Raw genomic sequence first — 22,134 nt, forward strand, 5'->3', positions numbered from 1 at the left:
TTATGGATCGTATAGCAGGAATCATAAACTTAGATCACGAACAAGACATGTTGGATGAGTTGACCTATTTCCGTTGTGGCGCAGCCGTACCATTTGCGGGGCGTTACCGGATGATCGACTTTGCCATTTCAAATATGACGAATTCCCGGATCGAATCCGTGGCGGTATTCGCCCGCAGAAAGTACCGCTCCCTGATGGACCATTTGGAGCAAGGGAAAGCATGGGACTTGGACCGCAAGCGTGGAGGGTTGTTCATCCTTCCTCCAGACTGGAATGATCCAACAGACATCTCACGAGGGGACTTGCAGCATTTCCACAACAATATCGATTTCATCAATCGAACGTTAGCCAACTATATCGTCGTCTCGGGTTCTCAGCATATCTGCAATATCAACTATCAAGATGTCCTACAAGAACATAAGAGCTCTGGTGCAGATGTTACGGTTGTCTATAAAAAAGTGGATGAACTTTACCCAGAACATCAAAGAGCCCACAAGCTTGACGTAGATGAAGACAACCGGGTGACAGCGATCCACAATGATCATAGCAATAACAATGTGTACATGGATATGTACATTATTGAGAAAGATCTTTTATACAGTTCGATCGAGAAATGCATCGCCCACGGCTGTTCCCATTTCTTCCTGGATGGGATCAAAGCCAAATTGCCTGAAATCAACATCCATGCGTATGAATACCATGGTGGTCATGCCTTAGTGAATTCTGTGGAAAGCTACTATCGCAACAGTGCGAAGCTATTAAATCCAGAGGAACACGATGAATTGTTCAAAGACGATGCTCCCGTGTTCACGAAAATCAAAAATGAAGCACCTTCCAACTATACGGCTACATCCAACGTTTCCAATACCATGGTTGCCAATGGATGTGTCATTGAAGGTCATGTTGAAGACAGCATTCTCTTCCGCGGTGTAAAAGTTGCTGAAGGAGCGGTTATCAAAAATTCCATCATTATGCAGCGTTGTGAAATTGATAGCAATGCCGTTTTAGAAAACGTCATCCTGGATAAAGATTGCAGCATTTCAAACGGAAAGACATTAATCGGTGCTCCAGAGAAGCCGTATGTCGTAGCGAAAAGAAGAACAATGTAACACCCCAATGGAAGGGACTGTCCGGATCTCATCACTCTGACAGTCCTTTTCATGTAATCAGCGCATACGTGATGTTTTGAACATGTTTCTAACAAAATTTTAAGGAGTGGGTCAAACGTGAATGTATTGATGATTGGATCTGAGTGTACCCCTTTTATAAAAACAGGTGGTCTTGCCGATGTTCTCGGTTCTCTCCCTCATGCCTTGAAAAAGCAGGGCGCGGATGTCAGAGTCGTCCTACCGAAATATGAAAACATGGATGATCACTGGAAAGAACAGCTGGAACACCTAGGTGAAATGAATGTGCAGCTTGGCTGGCGCAGCCAATATGCAGGAATCGAATACATCAATTATGAAGGCATTCCTGTTTATTTCATAGATAACGAGTATTATTTCAAGCGTTCCAATCTATATGGATACGACGATGAAGCAGAACGGTTCGTATTCTTTAACCGTGCCGTAATGGATTGGGTCTGTGAGATGGACTGGACACCTGATGTTTTGCATTGCCACGACTGGCAGACTGGGTTGATTCCGGTTTACTTACATACCCACTACAAGGATGTCGAGAAACTTCAAGGTATGAAAACCGTTTTTACGATCCATAATTTGAAGTATCAAGGCGTATTTGCCCAATCTGTGCTTCATGATTTGATGGATTTTGATGAGAGCATGATGACGGATGATGCGTTTGAATTCTTTGGAGACATCAATTTTATGAAAGGGGCCTTGAATTACGCGGATTTCATTACAACGGTCAGTGAAACTTACGCAAAGGAGATTCAAACGCCTTATTATGGGGAAAACCTAGATGGAGTGTTACGAAAACGTACTGATGAATTGATTGGGATCGTCAACGGCATCGACGATCAAAACTATAACCCTATGAAAGACGATACCCTGGCATTTCCTTATCGCAGTTCTTTAATTAAGAAAGGCCAAAACAAAATGTGGTTGCAGGCAGAGCTTGGTTTGCCGGTCAGAAAAGATGTTCCAATGATTGGCATCGTTTCCAGGCTTGTGGAGCAAAAAGGATTCGATTTGATCGGACGGGTCATTGATGAGTTATTACATCACGAAGATGTTCAGATCGTCCTGCTTGGTACCGGTGAATACCAATATGAACAGATGCTCCAGTGGGTTCAGCACCGACACCCAGAAAAAATGTCAACGAACATCCGATTTTCAGAACCTTTTTCCAGACAGATTTATGCGGCGAGTGATCTATTTCTTATGCCGTCCCGTTTTGAACCATGCGGCATCGGCCAGTTGATCGCTTTACGATACTTGGCTGCTCCAATTGTAAGGGAAACGGGTGGACTTGTGGACACCGTTCAACCATATAATGAAGAGACGGGAGAAGGGAACGGATTTACGTTTACAAACTACAACGCCCATGACATGCTGTACACCATTCGCAGAGCACTCGAATTCTATCAGGAACCTGCTGCTTGGCAGAATCTTGTGAAGAACATTTGCAAGAGTAAGTTCACATGGAAAAACTCTGCTGAACAATATATGGATCTTTATCAATCCATGTTTCGTTAGCAGGGGTGATAGGAGGAACCTTCATGGTGATGTTCAGTGACAAAGAAGAATTCAAGTCAGAATTCAAAGCGCAGTTGGAAAGTAAGTTTGGTAAGACCATTGACACAGCATCCGAGTTCGATACGTATCGGGCGCTCGGGGCGTTGATCCGCGAGAAGATCAATAAAGATTGGTTGAAGACGAATCGGGAGTACAAAATGAATAAAACGAAGCAGGTGTATTACTTCTCTATGGAGTTTTTGATGGGACGTCTGCTGGGCAACAATTTATTGAACTTGGACGTACTTTCGCTCGTCGATGAAGGATTAGCGGATCTCGGGCTTTCTTTATCAGAACTTGAAAAGAAGGAAAGTGATGCAGGCCTTGGTAATGGCGGCTTAGGGCGATTGGCTGCTTGTTTTCTTGATTCCCTTGCTTCTTTAGAATTAGCTGGACATGGCTATGGTCTGCGGTATAGATATGGCATGTTCGATCAGCATATCATTGATGGAAAACAGGTAGAGTTTCCAGATTATTGGCTCTCAAAAGAATTTGTCTGGGAAGTCCGCCGCCCGGAAGATGCGATTGAAGTCCGCTTTGGCGGAAATGTTTCATCGACAAGAGATAAAGATGGAAAACTACATTTCAAATACGAAAACTATGAACCCATCCAGGCCGTCCCTTACGATGTACCGGTTGTCGGTTACCACAACGATACAGTGAATACGTTACGGCTCTGGTCTGCTGAACCTACGGTGGAAGATACGATGACAAAAGCAGAAAGGGAAGGGGTCTTCGGTCACTTTCTAGACCATAAACGATCCCTCGAATCCATTTCGGATTTCCTTTATCCTGACGACTCTACGGAAGAAGGCAAAAGTCTTCGTTTGAAGCAGGAATACTTCTTAGTGTCTTCAGGTGTGCAATCGGTTGTGCGTTCCTTTGAAAGGCTGGGACTTCCATGGTCCTCGTTCCCTGAAAAAGTAGCGCTTCATATCAACGACACACACCCGGCCCTTGTTATTCCTGAACTGATGAGAATCCTGATGGATGAAAAAGGGATTGGTTGGGAAGAAGCCTGGGAAATTACGCAGTCCTCTGTTTCTTACACAAACCACACGACATTAAGTGAAGCTCTCGAATCATGGCCGGTGGGGCTCGTACGGACACTGCTTCCTCGAATATTCATGATTATCAACGAAATCAATGAACGATTTTGCCAGGGTCTATGGAAAACCTATCCTGGAGAATTTGATCGAATCGCGGATTTAGCCATCGTGGCTGATGGTCAGGTGAAGATGGCCCATTTGAGTATTGTCGGCAGTCACAGCATTAATGGGGTGGCTAAGCTCCACACGGATATACTGAAGGAACGTGAAATGAAACGTTTTTATAATACATTTCCTGAGCGTTTTAACAACAAAACGAACGGCATTACCCATCGTCGCTGGTTAATGCATGCCAACAATCCGTTGACCTCTGTCATTACCGAGGCCATTGGTGAGGAGTGGAAGAAAGAGCCGAAACAGCTGACCCGTTTGCTAAACTTTAAAGATGACTTGGCTTTTCTTGACCAGCTTCATGAAATCAAGCAGGAAAACAAAGTGGACTTTGCCAAATGGGTCAAACACACGCAAGGAATCACGGTCGACCCGAATTCCATCTTTGATGTCCATATCAAGCGCCTGCACGGGTACAAACGCCAACTGCTTAATGCCCTTCATATTATGCATTTATATAATGAATTGAAATCAGACCCGACGCTCGATATCGTTCCGAGAACTTTCTTTTTCGGAGCAAAAGCAGCGCCAAGCTATCACTTTGCAAAAAAAGTGATTCAACTCATCAACCGCATCGCATCCGTGGTCAATAACGACCCTGATGTGAAGGATTATATAAAAGTAGTCTTCCTGCCGAACTACTCGGTTTCGATCGCAGAGAAGATCATTCCTGCGAGCAACGTAAGTGAACAGATTTCAATGGCCACAAAAGAAGCCTCAGGAACAGGGAACATGAAGTTCATGATGAATGGAGCACTGACCCTTGGAACCATGGATGGAGCGAATGTGGAAATCCATGATCTTGTCGGAGATGATAATATTTACATTTTCGGTTTAACGTCTGATGAAGTGTGGGACTATTACCGAAACGGATCTTATTCTTCCCGAACGGTTTATAATAATGATGAACGTGTCCGTCACATCATGGATGAACTCATTCATTATAGCCCGTTCTCCAAAGGAGAGACGGATTTTCAGGAAATTTACGATGCCCTTCTGACTTATAACGATGAATACTTCGTGCTCAAAGATTTCGCAAGCTACGTATTAGCTCAGAAGAAAGTGAGTCAGGATTACCAACGTAAACGTCAATGGAACTTGAAGAGTCTTGTCAATATCTCTCAATCCGGAGTTTTCTCAAGCGACCGGACCATTCAGGAATATGCCCGCGATATATGGGACATTCAACGTGTGAAGACGTTGAAGTGAGGTACTATTTAGGGGGACGGATGTGTGAGACAAAAGGATATGTATCATAATAGCTTTGAAGAATCTTATCGAGAGCCTTTCGGTGCAGCGCCGAAGGGTTCTCCTGTTACGCTCAAAATTGACATCAGTGATCGGTACCGGGTTTCCCACGTCATCCTTCACTACATCTTAGACCGCACAGATGATGAAAAAACGAAGGAGATGGACCTTTGCAGTCAGGAACATCAGCAGGTATCTTATGAAGCTACAATCCGAATGCCTGAAAGGCCACAGCTCATCTGGTATTTTTTTGAAATTACCCTGGAGGACCAGACCCTTTTTTACGGACGGGAAAAAAGCTACGAAAGCGGGGAAGGGCAGGTATATGATCACATACCTCCATCGTGGCAGATCACAGTGTACGACCCTTCATATAAAACCCCGGATTGGTGGAAGAACGCCACGATGTATCAAATCTTTCCAGACCGTTTTTATGCTGCAGGGGAGCTTGAAATGGAGAAGGCGCCCGAGACGAGTCTGATCCATGCCCATTGGGAAAATGATCCTGTCTATATTCGTAATGAACGCGGAGAAGTCATTCGTTGGGACTTCTTCGGCGGAAATCTCAAAGGGATAACGGAAAAGCTCGACTATATTGAAGGTTTAGGTGTATCCGTTATTTATTTGAACCCGATTTTCGAAGCGGAAAGCAACCATCGGTATGATACCGGCGATTACCACAAAATCGACCCTCTCCTTGGAACGAAAGAAGATCTGGAAACATTAATCACGGAAGCAGCCGAGAAAGGGATTGAAATTATGCTGGACGGAGTTTTCAGCCATACCGGAAGTAACAGCATTTATTTTAATCGAGAGGGAAAGTATGATTCTCTCGGTGCCTATCAGTCTAAAAACTCCCCGTATTACAGCTGGTACACCTTCCACCATTATCCGGATGAATATGATGCATGGTGGGGCGTCGGAACGCTTCCAACATTGAATAAAGAAAACGAAGACTATCAAGACTTTCTTGTCCATGATAAAGAGAGTGTTATCAAAACTTGGCAGCAATCAGGAATGAAAAACTGGCGTCTGGACGTGGCTGATGAACTGACCGACGATTTGATCAGTCAAATCTACCGTCAATTGAAGAAAAAGGATGAATCAAGTGTTCTCCTTGGTGAAGTGTGGGAGGATGCTTCCAACAAAACGGCTTATGGAAAAAGGCGGGACTACTTCCTGGGTGGTGTCCTGGATTCCGTAATGAACTACCCCATGCGTCGCTTGATGCTCGATTTCATGAAGGGTGAAATGGACGCTTATACCGTCCATCGCCGACTTATGACATTAAGTGAACATTATCCGAAAGAGTATTTCTATGCCGTCATGAATATGCTTTCCAGTCACGATGTAGAAAGAATTCAAACAATGTTGGAAGACTATCTTCCAGATGATTTTAGTCAAGAGGAAGCAGAGAAACTGATTATCAAGCAAATCAAATCTCTCAGTCTATGGCTCTATGCCTTTCCAGGGGTGCCTTCCTTGTATTATGGAGACGAGGCCGGCGTCACAGGCGGGGCTGACCCTGATAATCGAAAACCATACCCTTGGGGGCGGGAGAATAAAGAATTGCTCGATTGGTACCAAAAAATCGGACAGTGGAGAAAAGAACACACGGCTCTCCGCACCGGTCATTGGAAGTCTTTCACTCTTGATAAAGATGTCATTGGCTTCGAACGTTGGACTGAAAATGGTGTGGACCATTTCAATGGAGAAACAAGTAATGAACGAATGCTTTATTTGTTTAACCGAAATTCAAGAAAGAAGATCGAGATCAACCTGCCGATTCAAAAAGGAAAGTGGCAGCATTTAGAAAACAAAAAACGGATATTCAGTTCGAAAAACAATGTGTTAACCATCGAACTCGAACCATGTGAGGCCATGTTATTACGGTTAATGAAATAGGAGGAATTCCGATGGGGTTTTTAGATGGTCTGATGGGCAATGCCAGTCAGGTGGATATCGATAAGCTTGAAAGAGAGCTCGAAGGGATTCTTATTGAAGAGGAAAACATTCAAAGCGGGTACAAAGTTTTGAGAGACTCTTTCATTTTCACTGACCGCCGTTTGCTACTCATTGATAAGCAAGGCATGACAGGGAAAAAGGTTGAATACCACTCGATTCCTTATAAAAGCATCACTCACTTCAGTGTCGAGACAGCAGGGAGCTTTGACCTTGATTCCGAATTGAAAATCTGGCTATCCGGATCGAATGAACCAATCGGGAAGCTCTTTAAGAAGGACAGTCCGATTGAGGAAGTTCAACAAACGTTGGCCACCTATGTATTATAGATGTTCCACGTGAAACAATTCTGAAAATAAGCCTGGAATGTACATTCCAGGCTTATTTTTTATGCCTTTTGCTTCGGGAGTTTGGTGGTTCTCTTCGAACGATCATGAAACATAATAATACATAAACTATTTATTTTAAAAAAGGGATAATTTAGGAAGGGATGGTATTTTATCTATAGAAGTAGTATTATGTTCAGGTGTCATTTTTCACATGAGAGGATCGTGACTATTAGAAAAAGGGGAGTTTAGAATGACAAACTTGAAAGGTAGCATTCAAGGGAAGGTCTTGGTACCTAGTGATGAGCAATACGAAGAGACTCGGAAAATATTCAATGCAGCCATTACAAAAAGACCATCCGTAATCGTTGTATGTAAAGATGCGCGGGATGTATCAGAAGCAGTGAGGTATGCAACGGAAAACGATTTAGAGGTTGCGGTCAGAGGCGGAGGTCACCACGTTTCAGGAACCTCATTGACAGAGGGTGGCTTACTCATCGATCTTTCTCAGATGACAACCGTAGAAGTACATAAAGAATCGCAAACCGTATCTGTCCAAGGTGGGGCTACTCTTGCGGATATCGATGAAGAAACACAAAAATATGGGTTGGCCATGCCAACCGGAACCGTTTCAGAAACAGGAATTGCCGGCCTGGCCTTATCAGGTGGTGTCGGGTATCTACGAGGGGTGTTAGGTTTATCCTGTGACCAATTAGTGGAGGCCACCATCGTGACCGCTTCTGGAGAACAATTAGTGGTCAACGAAGACAAGAATGCTGATTTATTCTGGGCTATCCGCGGAGGTGGTGGCAACTTTGGTGTAGTCACTGAATTTAAATTCAATTTACATCCCGTTGGACCTGAAGTGTTGGCGTTTGACATTATGTATGACTTGAAGGACGGGATGCAGGTCTTCCGTGAATTGAACAAGTATTTATCGGATGCTCCTGATGAAGTTAGTGTCAATATGACTGTCATGGATCTGCCCCCAGCACCGATGCTCCCGGAATTCTTGCACAATAAAGCGGTTATGGTGATTGCCGGGATGTATGCAGGTGATGCAAATGACGGAAAGTCCATCATTGATCCTTTGAGGAAATTAGCCGAACCGATCATCGATAATACTGGCGTTATTCCATATTCAAACCTGCAAAAAAAGCTGGACCCTATGGTACCCCAGGGCGCTAGCTTTCAAGGGACGTCGCTGTTTTTCAAAGACCTCAGTGAGGATGCTTTTAAACAATTACTAGAAGAAAAGGATAAAGCGCCAGGCGGACTATTATTCCAGCTATGGGAAATGCATGGACAAGTCAATAGAATCCCTGCTGATTATAATGCCTTTTCCGTCAGAGACAGTCATTATTTATTGCTGCTTGACCTCGTTTATGAACCAGGCAATGATGAAGTCGCTCGCGATTGGGCCGATCGATTCTATGAAAACTTCGCTCCACTTTCATTGAACGGTGCAGGATACTTGAATGGCATTGATCCAGATGAAGGTGTCATTGAGAAGACATATGGTTCCAACTACCAACGCTTACAAGAAATCAAGGTAAAATACGACCCTTACAACGTCTTTTCAAGGAACCATAACATCAAACCCAAGCAAAAAGTCTAAAATAACCAGAAATCCACCTTCTGTATCTTATAGAAGGTGGATTTTTCTTAGAAACTATTCACCTATCTGGCAGGATACTTGAATACTCAGTTTCGTCGTGGTTTTCGGAAGTTGTTGCCTTGTTTGGCGTTAGGGGTGGTATCTCGCCTATCTCCTTTCTACCAAGAAAGTCTCGAAGATAAGTCTTCAAGAATAGGGAGCATTAGTGATAAAACTACACTAGGAATCTAAAAATTCTATATATATTTGAATTTTTGGTCTGATTAGCCCATCATAAGTAATAGATATATACTGTTAAACAACAATGAAAGCGTTATCAAAACGAGGTGTGGAAATGAAGCTTGAATTGACTCATAAGCAAACGACAGGCTTAGTAATGACAACACAAATGCGTCAAGCAATCACGATGCTTCAATGGACCTCTGCTGAATTGTGGGAATATATCCAGCATGAGATCCATGAGAACCCCATTTTAACGTTAGAAACCCCGAGTGTAATTCTTTCCAATCGTAATCATCGAGATGCTTATCGTGATCCGATTGATCAAATGGTACCCGACGAAAAGAACTGGCGTGAGGGATTGGTGGAACAAGCAGGCTGGCTGAAGGTTGACCGGTCTTTAAAAGAAGCACTCCTATTTTTAATTGGAAATTTAGATGAACGCGGGTTTTGCACAATTTCTGAAGAAGAAGCAGCGCTGCAAACCGGTCACCCATTAATTTTGGTAAAACGGGCAAGACGACTTTTACTACAGTTTGAACCGATGGGTGTCGGATGTATGAATTTCAAGGAATTCTTACTCTTACAAGTAGATAAAAAGCATCCGGACTCTTCTGTCTTATCCGTATTGATAGAGAATCATTTGGAGGACCTAGCTGCTCAGAACTTCAAAAGAGTAGCCTGTGAGCTGGACATAGACGAAGCGTGTGTGGTCGAAGCCATGGAAGCCATTCAGTCTTTAGAACCACGTCCATTACTTCCGGATAGCAGACAGAATGATATCCCGGCGATGCCTGATTTAATACTAGAGAAAAAAGATGGAGGTTATGTCCTGCGTGACCCTTTTTCTGTCAGTGGTCACATTCAGTGGGATGAGCAGTTGGTTCGAATGTACAAAGAGGGAAAAGATGCTCAAGATTATTTGGATGGCTGTTATAAAAAAGCACGCTGGCTTCTGCAAAGTATAGAGCAAAGGCAAAACACCATTTTGAAAGTGGCGGAAGTGATTATTAAACACCAGAGAGGGTTTTTGAATGGAGGTTCATTAAGGCCACTCACGTTGAAAAAGGTGGCTGAAAAACTGGATGTCCATGAATCGACGATCAGTCGGACCGTTGCCAACAAAGTCTTGCAGACACCGAAAGGTATATATGAATTAAAAAGCTTTTTTGTAACGGGATATCAATCTGCGGATGGAGGAGAAATTTCTTCTCAGCAGATTAAAACTTTAATAAGAGAGATGATTCAAAAGGAAAACCCTCTGAAGGCTTTGTCAGACCAAAAGATGGCAACAGAACTAAAGGAAAAGCATAACGTCAAAGTGTCACGCCGGACCGTTGCCAAATATCGAGAGTCTCTCAATCTCCCATCATCTTCAAAACGAAGGGCATCAGCACGGGAAGGTGGATCTCCTATTCTTCTACATTCCTAGGTTAATTCCCTAAAAAAAAGGGGATAGTCTAGTAGAAGATAGATGAGGAGGATCCCCTGGTGAAAAATTTGATTTCCTATGTGAAAGATGTAATCGCCGAATTTCAAAAAGACAACATTCCCCTGCTTGGCGCAGCACAAGCATACTATTACTTATTGGCCATTGTTCCGCTCTTAATTTTGGTGTTATCAATTCTTCCCTATTTGAATATCGATGCTGAAACAGCCATACAGGCGATGAGCAATGTAATTCCGAGTGATACAGCCCAGGTGTTCAGGGAAAACATCGTCGCTGTGGTGGAGCAGCCAAGCGGTGGGCTCCTCACTGTAGGGATTTTAGGTACGCTATGGTCTGCTTCAAATGGAATCAATGCGTTCATTCAGTCTTCAAACTTGGCTTATAACGTGGAAGAGACAAGGTCATTCATTAAAGTTCGCCTTCTTTCTATCGTATTGACAATTGGAATGATCGTAGCGATTATCGTTGCCCTCGTGCTCCCTGTGTTCGGCCAGGTCTTGATTGATATGGTTAACATGCCATCTCAAACAGCCATTCTTTTGCAAGTGCTGCGCTGGTCGTTAAGTATTTTGGTCATTGGAGCTGTTCTCATGGCCCTTTATCACTTCGCGCCCAATAAGAACATCCCCTTTAAACATATCCTTCCAGGTGCGGTTATCACGGCTGTACTCTGGCAGCTGATTTCTCTCGCATTCTCTTTCTATGTCAGTAATTTTGGAAATTACTCCGCCACTTATGGAAGTCTTGGGGGAATTATTATCTTGATGTTATGGTTTTTCCTAACAGGGATTATCTTAATGGTTGGAGCGGAAATCAATGTCATCTACCACCGTCGTCATGGTGGAGGAGAAAAGAAAGCAGCTTAACCATTTCTTAACATGGTTCGTTAATGAAAAAAAGGTTCCGTGCCTCGAAAGAGGTGGACGGAACCTTTTTCTATTTCAACTTAAAGGGGTAGCTTTCGAGAAGATCTGTTAATGTAGGTCTCTGGTGGTTGTCTCTCCCTATTACCGGTGTCGCTTGAAAAAGTGATTCAAGAATAGATTCCTCGGTAGCTTCTCCTACAGCACGAAAAGCTTCGTCTATATCTTCTTCATGAATCGTTGGATGAGAGATCGCCTCTTCCGGTTTCTCATGTGGGATTGTCGAGGCAGTGGAGAATCCGAGCACGACATCGCCACTTCCATTTCCAATCATCGAACCGGTCCTCGATAATCCAGTCACTGACCGTTTGCAAATCCTTTTCAATTGGCGGTCAGAGAGGGGAAGGTCTGTTGCGACCACAATCATGATTGATCCTCGATCTTTTTCCTCTTCTGCCTCCATGCACGCCTTCAATTTTTGCCCAACCGCGTAACCATCAATCCTAAGATCACTCAGTTTACCGAAATTTGTAAGGGTCAGAACGCCTACCGTATAGGTGCCGTGTGTAAGTTCTACCTTCCGGGAAGAAGAACCCACTCCTCCCTTTAATGAATAACAAAGCATTCCTCGTCCTGCTCCGACACAACCTTCTTCGAAGTGGTCTTTGGCATGATCGATGGCTTGTAAAACATGCTCTTTCGTAACCGCCTGTTCCCTAATATCATTCATAAACATATCGTTGCATTCTCCAATAACTGGATTAACCGTACCCGTAGTCCGGCCGATCTCAGGGTTTCGCTCAAGAGTGTAAGTGACAAGAGCATCATAAGCGGCTCCCACACCGAATGTATTGGTCAATACAATGGGGGTCTCAAGCGTCCCCAGTTCTTCAAGCTGAATCGTTCCTGCAGTCTTGCCAAACCCATTGATAACATGAGCGGACGCCACCGTTTTATTTTGAAAAAGGTTGTCCTGATGAGGAAGAATGGCGGTAACCCCTGTCTGGATTCTATTGTTATTTAATGTGTAATGTCCGACAGTTACTCCAGGAACATCTGTGATCTGATTACGCTCACCTATAGGCATACCTCCTATGGTGATTCCTTGTTGCCGGGTCGTTTTATTCATCGTTCCACCTCCACATGTCCTATTCGAATGAGAGGGTGCAAATTCCTTCTTTATGTATGTTCATACAACGTAAGGATTTTATATGCACATTCCGATAGAAAAGAAGATTTATTTTGTATAAAACGAGTATAAGAGAAAAAAATTCTTCGTTTTTCTAAGTTTTTTTGTTTGCGCTTACATCCTTTTAATATTCGGGTTTCTTATGAATTTGAATTGTCTCATTATCGTGAAAATTCAATGTTTGAACGCGTCAAGAGCGTGATTCTTCAGGTTTTTCATGCTATACTAGTAAGAAACTGAAAAGACAGAATTTTTTAATTTTTGCCTGTAACCTACAAGAATATGTCCGCTAGGGGGAAAAAATATGCAAAAACACGGATATCCTGTTCCGCAGGGGCTATATCATCCGGAAAATGAGCATGAAGCTTGTGGTATCGGAGTGATTGCCAACATTGATGGAACAAAGAGTCACAGTATCGTAGAGAATGCCATCACTATTCTATGTAATTTAGAGCACCGTGGTGGACAATCTGCTGACGTCAGTACGGGGGATGGAGCTGGAATACTGACACAGATCCCTCACCATTTTTTCGAAGCACAATGTGAGAAGGAAGATATATATTTGCCTGAAGCCGGTAAATACGGCATCGGCATGATTTTCTTTCCGGAAAATCATGAAACAAGAACTGAATGTATGCAGACATTTGAGCGTATCGTTGCTGAAGAAGGACAAGAGTTCTTAGGCTGGCGTACGGTTCCGGTAAACGATTCGTTCGTTGGGGAAGATGCGAAGAAAACCAAACCATTTATTCGTCAGGCTTTCGTAGCTCCATCTGGAAATGTTCAAACTCAAATGGATTTGGAGCGCCGCCTGTACATCATTCGTAAGCGAGCGGAAATCGAGATCGCTGGAAAAGACGGGTACGATGACTTTTATATCAGCAGTTTGTCATCAAACACGATCGTCTATAAAGGAATGTTGATCCCTGAACAACTGGATTCCTTTTATATCGATCTGAACCACCCGGATTTCAAAACGGCCCTCGCTTTAGTACACTCCCGCTTTAGTACGAACACCTTCCCGAGCTGGAAACGTTCGCACCCGAACCGATTCACCATTCACAATGGAGAGTTTAATACATTACGAGGCAATGTCAACTGGATGAGAGCACGCCAGGAGCTTTGCAATTCGGAGTATTTCAGTGAAGAAGACTTACAGAAACTTCTCCCTGTCATCGATTCCAACGGTAGTGACTCTTCCATGTTCGATAATGCCTTTGAATTCTTATACTTGTCTGGTCGTTCACTCGCTCACACAGCCATGATGATGGTTCCTGAGCCATGGTCAAATGATGACACGATCCAGGAAGACAAGAAGAATTTTTATGAATATCATAGCTGCTTAATGGAGCCATGGGACGGGCCGGCTGCCCTTGCTTACACGAACGGAAAACAAATCGGTGCATGCCTGGACCGTAATGGTTTGCGTCCGGCACGCTATTACGTAACAAAAGACGGGATGATTGTCCTTGGGTCTGAAGTGGGTGCCCTTGATATTTTCGCTGACGACATTTTGTATAAAGATCGTCTTGCACCAGGAAAGATGCTTCTCGTCGACCTTGAGGAAGGGAAAATCATTCCTGATGATGAAATTAAATTGCAAATTGCGCGCGAAAAGCCGTATAAAGAGTGGATTGAAGAGAACAAATTTGATTTAGAAGACCTACCTGAACCGATGACCGAACACCGTCCGGTTGAGAACTTGATCGACCAGCAGCTTGCTTTCGGTTATACAACAGAAGAATTAAACAAAATCCTTTTGCCGATGGTCAACGATAAAAAAGACCCCGTCGGTTCGATGGGATACGATTCACCGCTTGCAGTGCTTTCCAAAAAGCCACAGCTGCTCTACAGCTACTTCAAGCAGCTGTTTGCCCAAGTCACGAACCCGCCGATTGATGCCATTCGTGAAAAACTGATCACGATGGTGGAAACGACGATTGGTGCAGAAGGGAACCTTGTGGACCCGAAACCAGAAAGCTGCCGTCAAATCAGGTTGCAGACACCGATCTTGACGAATCGTGAACTTGAACAGATCCGTCAGCAGAATTTAGAAGGCTTTGCTACACGTACGCTTTCCATTCTTTTCGATGCAAAAGAAGGGGGCTTGAAGCCTGCACTTGATCGTTTATGTGAAGAAGCAGATGCAGCCGTAGAGGATGGTACGACGCTGCTTGTCCTTTCTGATCGTGGAATCAGTGAAGGGTATGCAGCCATTCCTTCTCTGCTTGCGGTATCCGGTCTGCACCATCACCTCATTCGTAAAGGAACACGTACGAAAGTGAGTCTGATCATTGAATCGGGTGAGGCGCGAGAGGTTCACCATTTCGCAACACTCCTCGGGTATGGAGCCGAAGGAATCAACCCTTATCTCGCGTATGAGTCCTTGAGAGATCTGATGGAGCGCGACCTGCTTGAAGCAGAATCCCATGAAGAATCGGTGCAGACGTATATTCATTCTGCAACGGATGGGATCATCAAAGTCCTTTCTAAGATGGGGATTTCCACAATCCAAAGTTATCGAGGGGCGCAAATTTTTGAGGCCGTTGGAATTCATAAAGATGTCATTGACCAGTATTTCACGAGAACAGCTTCTCGCCTTGGGGGAATCGGTCTCGATATCATCGAAAAAGAGGTGCTCATGCGTCATGAAGTTGCGTACGGGGAAACACGTGGATCGAACCGTACTCTTGAAGCGGGTGACGAATACCAGTACCGCCAGAACGGTGAAGATCACCAGTATAATCCGCAAACGATTGCGACGTTGCAGCACGCTTGCCGTTCAAACGACTATGACCTTTTCAAACAATATTCTAAGATGTTGACCGATGAAAAGAACAACCTACAGTCTTTGCGTGGGTTGCTTTCCTTCAAAGATCGTCCTTCCATTCCGGTGGAGGAAGTAGAGTCTGTTGAAGATATTTGCAGACGATTCAAAACAGGAGCGATGTCTTTCGGTTCCATCAGTGAAGAGGCACACGAAGCCCTAGCCATTGCAATGAACCGGATCGGAGGCAGAAGTAACTCCGGTGAAGGTGGGGAAGATCCAAAACGATTCACTCCTGAAGAAAACGGTGACTTGAAACGTAGCGCCATCAAACAGGTAGCATCCGGACGTTTCGGGGTTAACAGTCATTACCTTGTCAATGCGGATGAAATCCAAATCAAGGTCGCTCAGGGGGCGAAGCCGGGTGAAGGTGGTCACCTTCCAGGCAAAAAAGTATATCCATGGGTAGCAGAAGTCCGTGGTTCCACACCTGGTGTTGAACTTATCTCACCACCACCGCACCACGATATCTACTCCATTGAAGACTTGGCTGAGCTTATTTATAACTTGAAAAACGCCAATCCGAAAGCGCGTGTCAGTGTGAAGCTCGTTTCCGCTGTCGGCGTTGGAACAATTGCTGCAGGGGTAGCGAAAGGACGCGCGGATCTTGTACTGATCAGTGGGTACGATGGAGGAACGGGTGCGGCACCGAGAACAAGTATTAAGCACACCGGTCTACCTTGGGAAATCGGTCTAGCTGAAACACATCAGACGTTGGTCCTTGACCGTCTGCGTGATCGGATTGTCGTTGAAACCGACGGGAAAATGATGACCGGCCGTGACGTTGTTGTGGCCTCCTTGTTAGGAGCAGAAGAGTATGGTTTCTCAACTGCGCCGCTCGTTGTCCTCGGTTGTGTTATGATGCGCGTCTGCCATTTGAACACATGTCCGGTCGGTGTAGCGACCCAGGACCCTGAACTTCGTAAGAAATTTACAGGGGAAGCTGATCACCTTGAGAACTTCATGCGTTTCATCGCACAAGAGGCCCGTGAACTCATGGCAGAGCTCGGGTTCCGTACAATCAATGAAATGATCGGCCGTACCGATGTGCTCCAGGCCAACGAAGCCATCGACCACTGGAAAGCCAAAGGTGTCGACTTGTCTGCCTTGCTTTACCAGCCGGATGTTCCTGCAGACTATGGTCGTTTTGCAGTCAGAAAGCAGGATCATGGCCTTGAGAAGACACTGGATATGGAAGAATTGATTCCACTGTGTAAGAAAGCCATTGAAACCGGAGAACCGGTAGAAGGCACAGGATCAATTCGTAACATTCACCGTGTAACGGGTACGATCCTTGGTAGTGAAATCACACGTCGTTATGGAGCGGAAGGACTTCCAGAAGACACCATCAAGTTGACCTTTAAAGGTTCTGCAGGTCAAAGTTTCGGTGCCTTCATTCCGAAAGGAGTCACGCTACGCCTTATCGGTGATTCCAACGATTACGTAGGAAAAGGGTTGTCCGGTGGTAAAATCATCGTCCATCCATCACCACGGTCATCCTTCGTACCGGAAGAAAACACAATTATCGGAAACGTATCCTTCTACGGTGCTTCAGCTGGAGAAGCTTACATCAATGGTCTTGCAGGTGAACGTTTCTGTGTCCGGAATAGTGGAGCAGAGGTGGTTGTCGAAGGTGTCGGTGACCATGGGTGCGAATATATGACAGGCGGGAAAGTCGTCGTCCTTGGGGGCACGGGGCGTAACTTCGCGGCAGGAATGTCCGGAGGCGTCGCTTACGTGTTGGATGAGTCTGAACTTCCTTTTGATACAAAATGTAACAAAGAGCTCGTTCATCTGCAGCAGTTGTCAGATGCGAATGAAATCCAAGAACTCTATGACATGATCGACAAACATGTTTCCTATACAAACAGTCCGCGTGGTCAACGGATTCTTGCCAATTGGAACGACTATGTATCCAGATTTGTCAAAGTCATTCCAAGAGATTACTTGGCGATGCAAGAACGGATCAAGAGCTTGAGAGACAGTGGTCTTGAGAAGTTTGATGCTGAAATGACCGCTTTTGAAGAACGTAATAAACCGGTAGCAACAGTCAAATAACGGAGAAGGGGGAGATCTGATGGGAAAGTCTACTGGATTCATGGAATACACACGCCAATCCACACCTGAACGCGATCCTGAAACAAGAATAAAAGATTGGGAAGATTACAAACTTCCCCTTTCAGATGAAGAAGCACAAAAGCAAGGGGCACGCTGCATGGACTGCGGCGTTCCTACTTGCCACTCTGGAATGGAAATCAACGGCATCACGAGCGGTTGCCCAGTTTATCACCTGATTCCCGAATGGAACGATCTTGTGTATCAGGGGAAATGGAAGGAAGCTCTTGCCAAAGAACACGAAATGAATAATTTCCCGGAGTTCACAGGTTTCGCTTGTCCTGCTCCATGTGAAGGGGCTTGTGTCCTTGGAATCAACGAACCACCAGTCGCCATTCGGAGTGTAGAGAGATCGATTATTGAAAAGGGATTTGATGAAGGATGGGTCACGCCAGAACCTCCTGCTTATCGCACAGGTAAGAAAGTAGCAGTCGTCGGCTCAGGCCCTGCTGGTCTGGCAGCTGCCGCACAGCTGAACAAGGCGGGCCATTGGGTGACTGTTTATGAGCGTAACGACCGTGTTGGTGGATTGCTCACCTATGGAATTCCTGAAATGAAGCTGCCTTATTCCGTGGTTGAACGTCGCGTGAACATTCTAAAAGAAGAAGGCATCCAGTTCATGACGAACACAGAAGTTGGTCGTGACTATCCCGTTTCTCGTCTGAATGAAGAGTATGACACGGTCATTCTTTGTGGGGGAGCGACAACGCCAAGGAACCTGGAAGTAGATGGGCGCAACTTGAAAGGTATCCACTATGCGATGGACTTTCTACACTCCAACACGAAGAGTCTTCTGGATTCCGATCATGAAGACGGAAACTACATTAGTGCGAAAGACAAAAATGTGATTGTCATCGGTGGTGGGGACACAGGTACCGACTGTATGGCGACATCCATGCGTCACGGCTGTAAGAGCCTCACTCAGTTTGATATTTATGATAAGAAAGGTTCTACACGTGACAATGAAGTCAACCCATGGCCTCAATACCCGATCATCCACCGCGTGGAGTATGGTCAAAAGGAAGCAGAAGCGAAATTCAATAAAGACCCACGTGCCTATGCGGTCATGACGAAGAAATTCGTCGGGGATGAGAACAATCGTATCAAAGAAGTGCACACGATTGACGTCGCTCTTTCTTATGATGAAAATGGCAACAAAGTCCGTACGGAAATCCCAGGAACTGAAAAAGTATGGGAAGCAGACCTTGTCTTGCTTGCGATCGGTTTCAGCGGACCAGAGCAGGACCTTATTGAAAAGCTTGGCATACAAACGACCGTGCGTTCAAACGTCGCTGCCCAATATGGGAAGTACACGACGAATGTCGAAGGCGTATTCGCTGCCGGAGACATGCGCCGTGGGCAAAGTCTGATTGTTTGGGCTATCAATGAAGGCCGAGAAGTCGCGCGCGAATGTGATCGTTACATGATGGGCGCATCTCAGCTACCATAAAATGATAAAGATAACCATTTCAAGCCACCTCTGAAATAGAGGTGGCTTGTTCTGTTTGATTTAAGCTGTATTAAAATCAAACTAAATGATCTCTGTGATTTAATAGATACTTTTAGAGTTTCCTCTCTTATTAGGAACACCTTCCGACAAACTACTTTGCTAGTAAAATAATTGTGTGTTTATTCTGTCGAATCGAGGGGTACGTAGATTGTAATGTTTATTTATTACTTACCATTCTAAGTTATGGTTTCTTAAGGAGGAGCTCAATGAGTAATAAAAGATCAAGAAAAGATGAACAGTTGGATCAGTTCCGGGTCGATGATTCTGGCAAACATATGACGACAAACATGGGTGTTAAAGTGTCAGAAGATGAATTTTCACTAAAAGCCGGTGAGCGCGGTCCAACTTTAATGGAGGACTTTTATTTTCGTGAAAAAATGACGCATTTCGACCATGAGCGTATCCCCGAGCGTATTGTACACGCGAGAGGTTTTTCTGCCCATGGAGAATTTCAATTATATGAATCTCTTGAGAAATACACAAAAGCAGATTTCCTAAATGATACATCAAAAACAACGCCGACGTTTGTAAGGTTCTCAACGGTTGCAGGTTCCAAGGGCTCCGCAGAAACGGTACGTGATGCACGAGGGTTTGCAACGAAATTTTACACAGAAGAAGGAAACTATGACTTAGTCGGAAATAACATACCTGTCTTCTTTATCCAAGATGCTATCAAATTCCCTGACCTTGTCCATGCAGTTAAACCTGAACCACATAATGCGATGCCGCAAGCAGCATCCGCCCATGATACGTTCTGGGATTTCGTAGGACAAAACCAGGAATCAGCTCACATGGTGATGTGGACGATGTCCGATCGTGCGATTCCTAGAAGCCTGCGTATGATGGAAGGGTTCGGAGTTCACACGTTCCGTTTAGTCAACAAAGAAGGAAAGGCCCACTTTGTTAAATTCCACTGGAAGCCTGTCCTAGGCACACATTCTCTTGTATGGGATGAAGCGCAAAAGATCAACGGGAAAGATCCGGACTTCCATCGCGGTGACCTTTATAACTCGATTGAAGATGGAGATTACCCAGAGTACGAGCTCGGAATCCAGGTCATTCCTGAGGAAGATGAATTCAAGTTTGATTTTGATATCCTTGATCCTACAAAACTATGGCCGGAGGAGGATGTCCCTGTTCAGATTGTCGGTAAAATGACACTGAACCGTAACGTCGATAATGTGTTTGCTGAGAATGAGCAGGTAGCTTATCACCCTGGTAACGTCGTACCGGGCATTGATTTTACCAATGACCCATTGTTGCAGGGGCGTCTGCATTCCTACACAGATACCCAGTTGATCCGCCTTGGAGGCCCGAACTTCCATGAGCTTCCGATCAACCGCCCTGTCTGTCCGTTCTTCAACAACCAGCGTGATGGTTACGGACGTCAGACCATCAATAAAGGCCAAGTGAGCTATCATAAGAATTCTCTCGCGAAAAACACTCCAGCACCTGCGAGCGAAGAAGATGGTGGTTATGCCCATTATCAAGAGAGGGTAGAAGGGCATAAGATCCGTGCACGGAGCAATAGTTTCAAAGATCACTTCTCTCAAGCTACCCTGTTTTGGAACAGCATGAGTGACCATGAAAAAGAGCACCTCATCAATGCGTTCAGCTTTGAACTAGGAAAAGTGGAGAGCGAAGCCGTGCGTGAAGAAGCGGTGAAAATGTTTGCTAACGTAAGCCTTGAGCTAGCACAAGGATTTGCAAAGAATATTGGTGTCACTCCTCCAGAGAGCGGCGGATCAGATGTGAAGAAATCTTCTCCTGCACTCAGCCAGGCGAATACTGTTCACAAGCCATCCACTCGTAAAGTGGGAGTTATTTTAGCCAACGGATTCAACGGGAAAGACGTTACCCAAGCATTGAAGGAGCTCTCTTCGGAAGGAATTATGACAGAAATCATTAGTGACAAGCAGGGAATGGTGCAAGGAGATGACGGTTCAGAATTCAAAGTCGATCACACCTTCCTTACTACGGATTCTGTTCTCTATGATGCGCTGTATGCGGTCGGAGGAAGCAATGAGGAAGAGGCGTTCAAAAAGCATGCCTCCCATTTCCTTAACGAAGCATTCTCTCACTATAAACCGCTGGGTGCTACCCACAATGCTGTACAATGGTTGAGCGATAACAAGCTTGCTGACCACAGCGGTGTCGTAGCTGGTGATGATGTTAAAGGCTTCACAGAAGATTTCGTGCAGGCAGTGGCTGCCCATCGTCACTGGGATCGTCAATTAATTTAACAACAAACCCTGTCACCCTGGGACCGTTCCGGGGTCGGCAGGGTTTTTATTTTTCTCTCATCAACGCGGGTCATAGAGGTTTGTACAGCCTTCCATAACTAAATTTAGAGAAATACATTTGTAAAATAACAATGAATCCATAGACCAAAAGCCATTGGTTCTTATAAATTGGTATCGAACGGAGAGGGAAAAAGGGAGGATTTTTCGTATAGTTTGTTTAAATCTCGTGATGATAAGGGAAAAGATGAATAAATACAAAAAGACGAAGAGGTGATTCCATGATTCGTACAATCTTAATGATCATCGGTTTAATTGTTGTGATTAGCTTCATTATTTCCCTGCTATAATAATTATTTTAATAAGACCAAACCAAAGTGACCGGTACACCATACCTGGTCACTTTTTCATTTTCAAAGCTCTGGCACATTGTGATCTTGTATAAATGAAAAAGTTATTAAAGTATATGGCAGGATTGTGGAAGACTAGATTTCGAGACTTTTATGGGAGCTTAGGGGCTCCGGGAAAAGGTTCGCTTTCCGTGGGCGAGTGATGAGCCTCCTCGAGCTAACGCTCTGCGGGGTCTCATCTACCACGCACTTCCCACAGGAGTCTCACCGTTTCCCTCCGCCCCTTTGCCATAAAGAGGTT

General features: G+C 44.7%; 12 protein-coding genes. 11 read left to right on the forward strand and 1 reads right to left on the reverse strand.

Annotated features, from left to right (window positions below; genetic code table 11):
* Positions 1 to 2: 2 nt before the first annotated feature.
* The 8 genes from glgD (at position 3) to HFA01_RS07390 (ending at position 11,605) form a co-directional block, all read left to right on the forward strand.
* On the forward strand, positions 3 to 1,109 hold the full coding sequence (gene glgD, locus HFA01_RS07355) for a glucose-1-phosphate adenylyltransferase subunit GlgD (protein WP_146814738.1): 1,107 nt from the start codon (positions 3 to 5) through the stop codon (positions 1,107 to 1,109).
* A gap of 117 nt (positions 1,110 to 1,226) precedes the next feature.
* Positions 1,227 to 2,657: a glycogen synthase GlgA gene (gene glgA / locus HFA01_RS07360; RefSeq protein ID WP_146814739.1), complete on the forward strand. Its 1,431-nt coding sequence runs from the start codon at positions 1,227 to 1,229 to the stop codon at positions 2,655 to 2,657.
* Positions 2,658 to 2,686: 29 nt separating this feature from the next.
* The gene (locus HFA01_RS07365; RefSeq protein ID WP_146815095.1) at positions 2,687 to 5,125 is read left to right on the forward strand and encodes a glycogen/starch/alpha-glucan phosphorylase; all 2,439 of its coding nucleotides are present in this window, start codon (positions 2,687 to 2,689) and stop codon (positions 5,123 to 5,125) included.
* Between the two features lie 24 nt (positions 5,126 to 5,149).
* On the forward strand, positions 5,150 to 7,069 hold the full coding sequence (locus HFA01_RS07370; protein ID WP_146814741.1) for a glycoside hydrolase family 13 protein: 1,920 nt from the start codon (positions 5,150 to 5,152) through the stop codon (positions 7,067 to 7,069).
* Between the two features lie 11 nt (positions 7,070 to 7,080).
* Positions 7,081 to 7,455, forward strand: a complete 375-nt coding sequence (locus tag HFA01_RS07375) for a PH domain-containing protein (RefSeq protein ID WP_146814742.1) — start codon at positions 7,081 to 7,083, stop codon at positions 7,453 to 7,455.
* 250 nt (positions 7,456 to 7,705) lie between these two features.
* Positions 7,706 to 9,070 (forward strand): FAD-binding oxidoreductase, encoded by a 1,365-nt coding sequence (locus HFA01_RS07380; protein WP_146814744.1) that lies wholly within the window; start codon positions 7,706 to 7,708, stop codon positions 9,068 to 9,070.
* A 334-nt stretch (positions 9,071 to 9,404) separates the two neighbouring features.
* Entirely contained in the window at positions 9,405 to 10,721 is a 1,317-nt protein-coding gene (gene rpoN, locus HFA01_RS07385) for an RNA polymerase factor sigma-54 (RefSeq protein WP_167506197.1), read from the forward strand.
* Between the two features lie 59 nt (positions 10,722 to 10,780).
* Positions 10,781 to 11,605: a YihY/virulence factor BrkB family protein gene (locus tag HFA01_RS07390; protein WP_146814748.1), complete on the forward strand. Its 825-nt coding sequence runs from the start codon at positions 10,781 to 10,783 to the stop codon at positions 11,603 to 11,605.
* A gap of 70 nt (positions 11,606 to 11,675) precedes the next feature.
* Here the strand turns inward: HFA01_RS07390 and HFA01_RS07395 are convergent, their stop codons facing one another.
* The gene (locus HFA01_RS07395; protein WP_146814750.1) at positions 11,676 to 12,731 is read right to left on the reverse strand and encodes a DmpA family aminopeptidase; all 1,056 of its coding nucleotides are present in this window, start codon (positions 12,729 to 12,731) and stop codon (positions 11,676 to 11,678) included.
* A gap of 364 nt (positions 12,732 to 13,095) precedes the next feature.
* Here HFA01_RS07395 and gltB point away from each other — a divergent pair, with 364 nt between their 5' ends.
* From gltB to HFA01_RS07410, 3 genes are all read left to right on the forward strand, one after another.
* Positions 13,096 to 17,676, forward strand: a complete 4,581-nt coding sequence (gene gltB / locus HFA01_RS07400; RefSeq protein ID WP_146814752.1) for a glutamate synthase large subunit — start codon at positions 13,096 to 13,098, stop codon at positions 17,674 to 17,676.
* 19 nt (positions 17,677 to 17,695) lie between these two features.
* Positions 17,696 to 19,183, forward strand: coding sequence for a glutamate synthase subunit beta (locus HFA01_RS07405; protein ID WP_146814754.1), 1,488 nt, complete (start codon positions 17,696 to 17,698; stop codon positions 19,181 to 19,183).
* Between the two features lie 266 nt (positions 19,184 to 19,449).
* Entirely contained in the window at positions 19,450 to 21,486 is a 2,037-nt protein-coding gene (locus HFA01_RS07410; RefSeq protein ID WP_146814756.1) for a catalase, read from the forward strand.
* Positions 21,487 to 22,134: the final 648 nt, after the last annotated feature.

The sequence above is a fragment of the Halobacillus faecis genome (assembly GCF_007991335.1).
Taxonomy (GTDB): Bacteria; Bacillota; Bacilli; order Bacillales; family Halobacillaceae; genus Halobacillus; species Halobacillus faecis.

Excerpts from the sequence above, each read along its gene's own strand:
- glgD (WP_146814738.1), top strand. The coding sequence starts at position 3 with ATGGATCGTATAGCAGGAATCATAAACTTAGATCACGAACAAGACATG.
- HFA01_RS07365 (WP_146815095.1), top strand. The coding sequence starts at position 2,687 with ATGTTCAGTGACAAAGAAGAATTCAAGTCAGAATTCAAAGCGCAGTTG.
- HFA01_RS07375 (WP_146814742.1), top strand. The coding sequence starts at position 7,081 with ATGGGGTTTTTAGATGGTCTGATGGGCAATGCCAGTCAGGTGGATATC.
- HFA01_RS07380 (WP_146814744.1), top strand. The coding sequence starts at position 7,706 with ATGACAAACTTGAAAGGTAGCATTCAAGGGAAGGTCTTGGTACCTAGT.
- rpoN (WP_167506197.1), top strand. The coding sequence starts at position 9,405 with ATGAAGCTTGAATTGACTCATAAGCAAACGACAGGCTTAGTAATGACA.
- HFA01_RS07395 (WP_146814750.1), bottom strand. The coding sequence starts at position 12,731 with ATGAATAAAACGACCCGGCAACAAGGAATCACCATAGGAGGTATGCCT.
- gltB (WP_146814752.1), top strand. The coding sequence starts at position 13,096 with ATGCAAAAACACGGATATCCTGTTCCGCAGGGGCTATATCATCCGGAA.
- HFA01_RS07405 (WP_146814754.1), top strand. The coding sequence starts at position 17,696 with ATGGGAAAGTCTACTGGATTCATGGAATACACACGCCAATCCACACCT.
- HFA01_RS07410 (WP_146814756.1), top strand. The coding sequence starts at position 19,450 with ATGAGTAATAAAAGATCAAGAAAAGATGAACAGTTGGATCAGTTCCGG.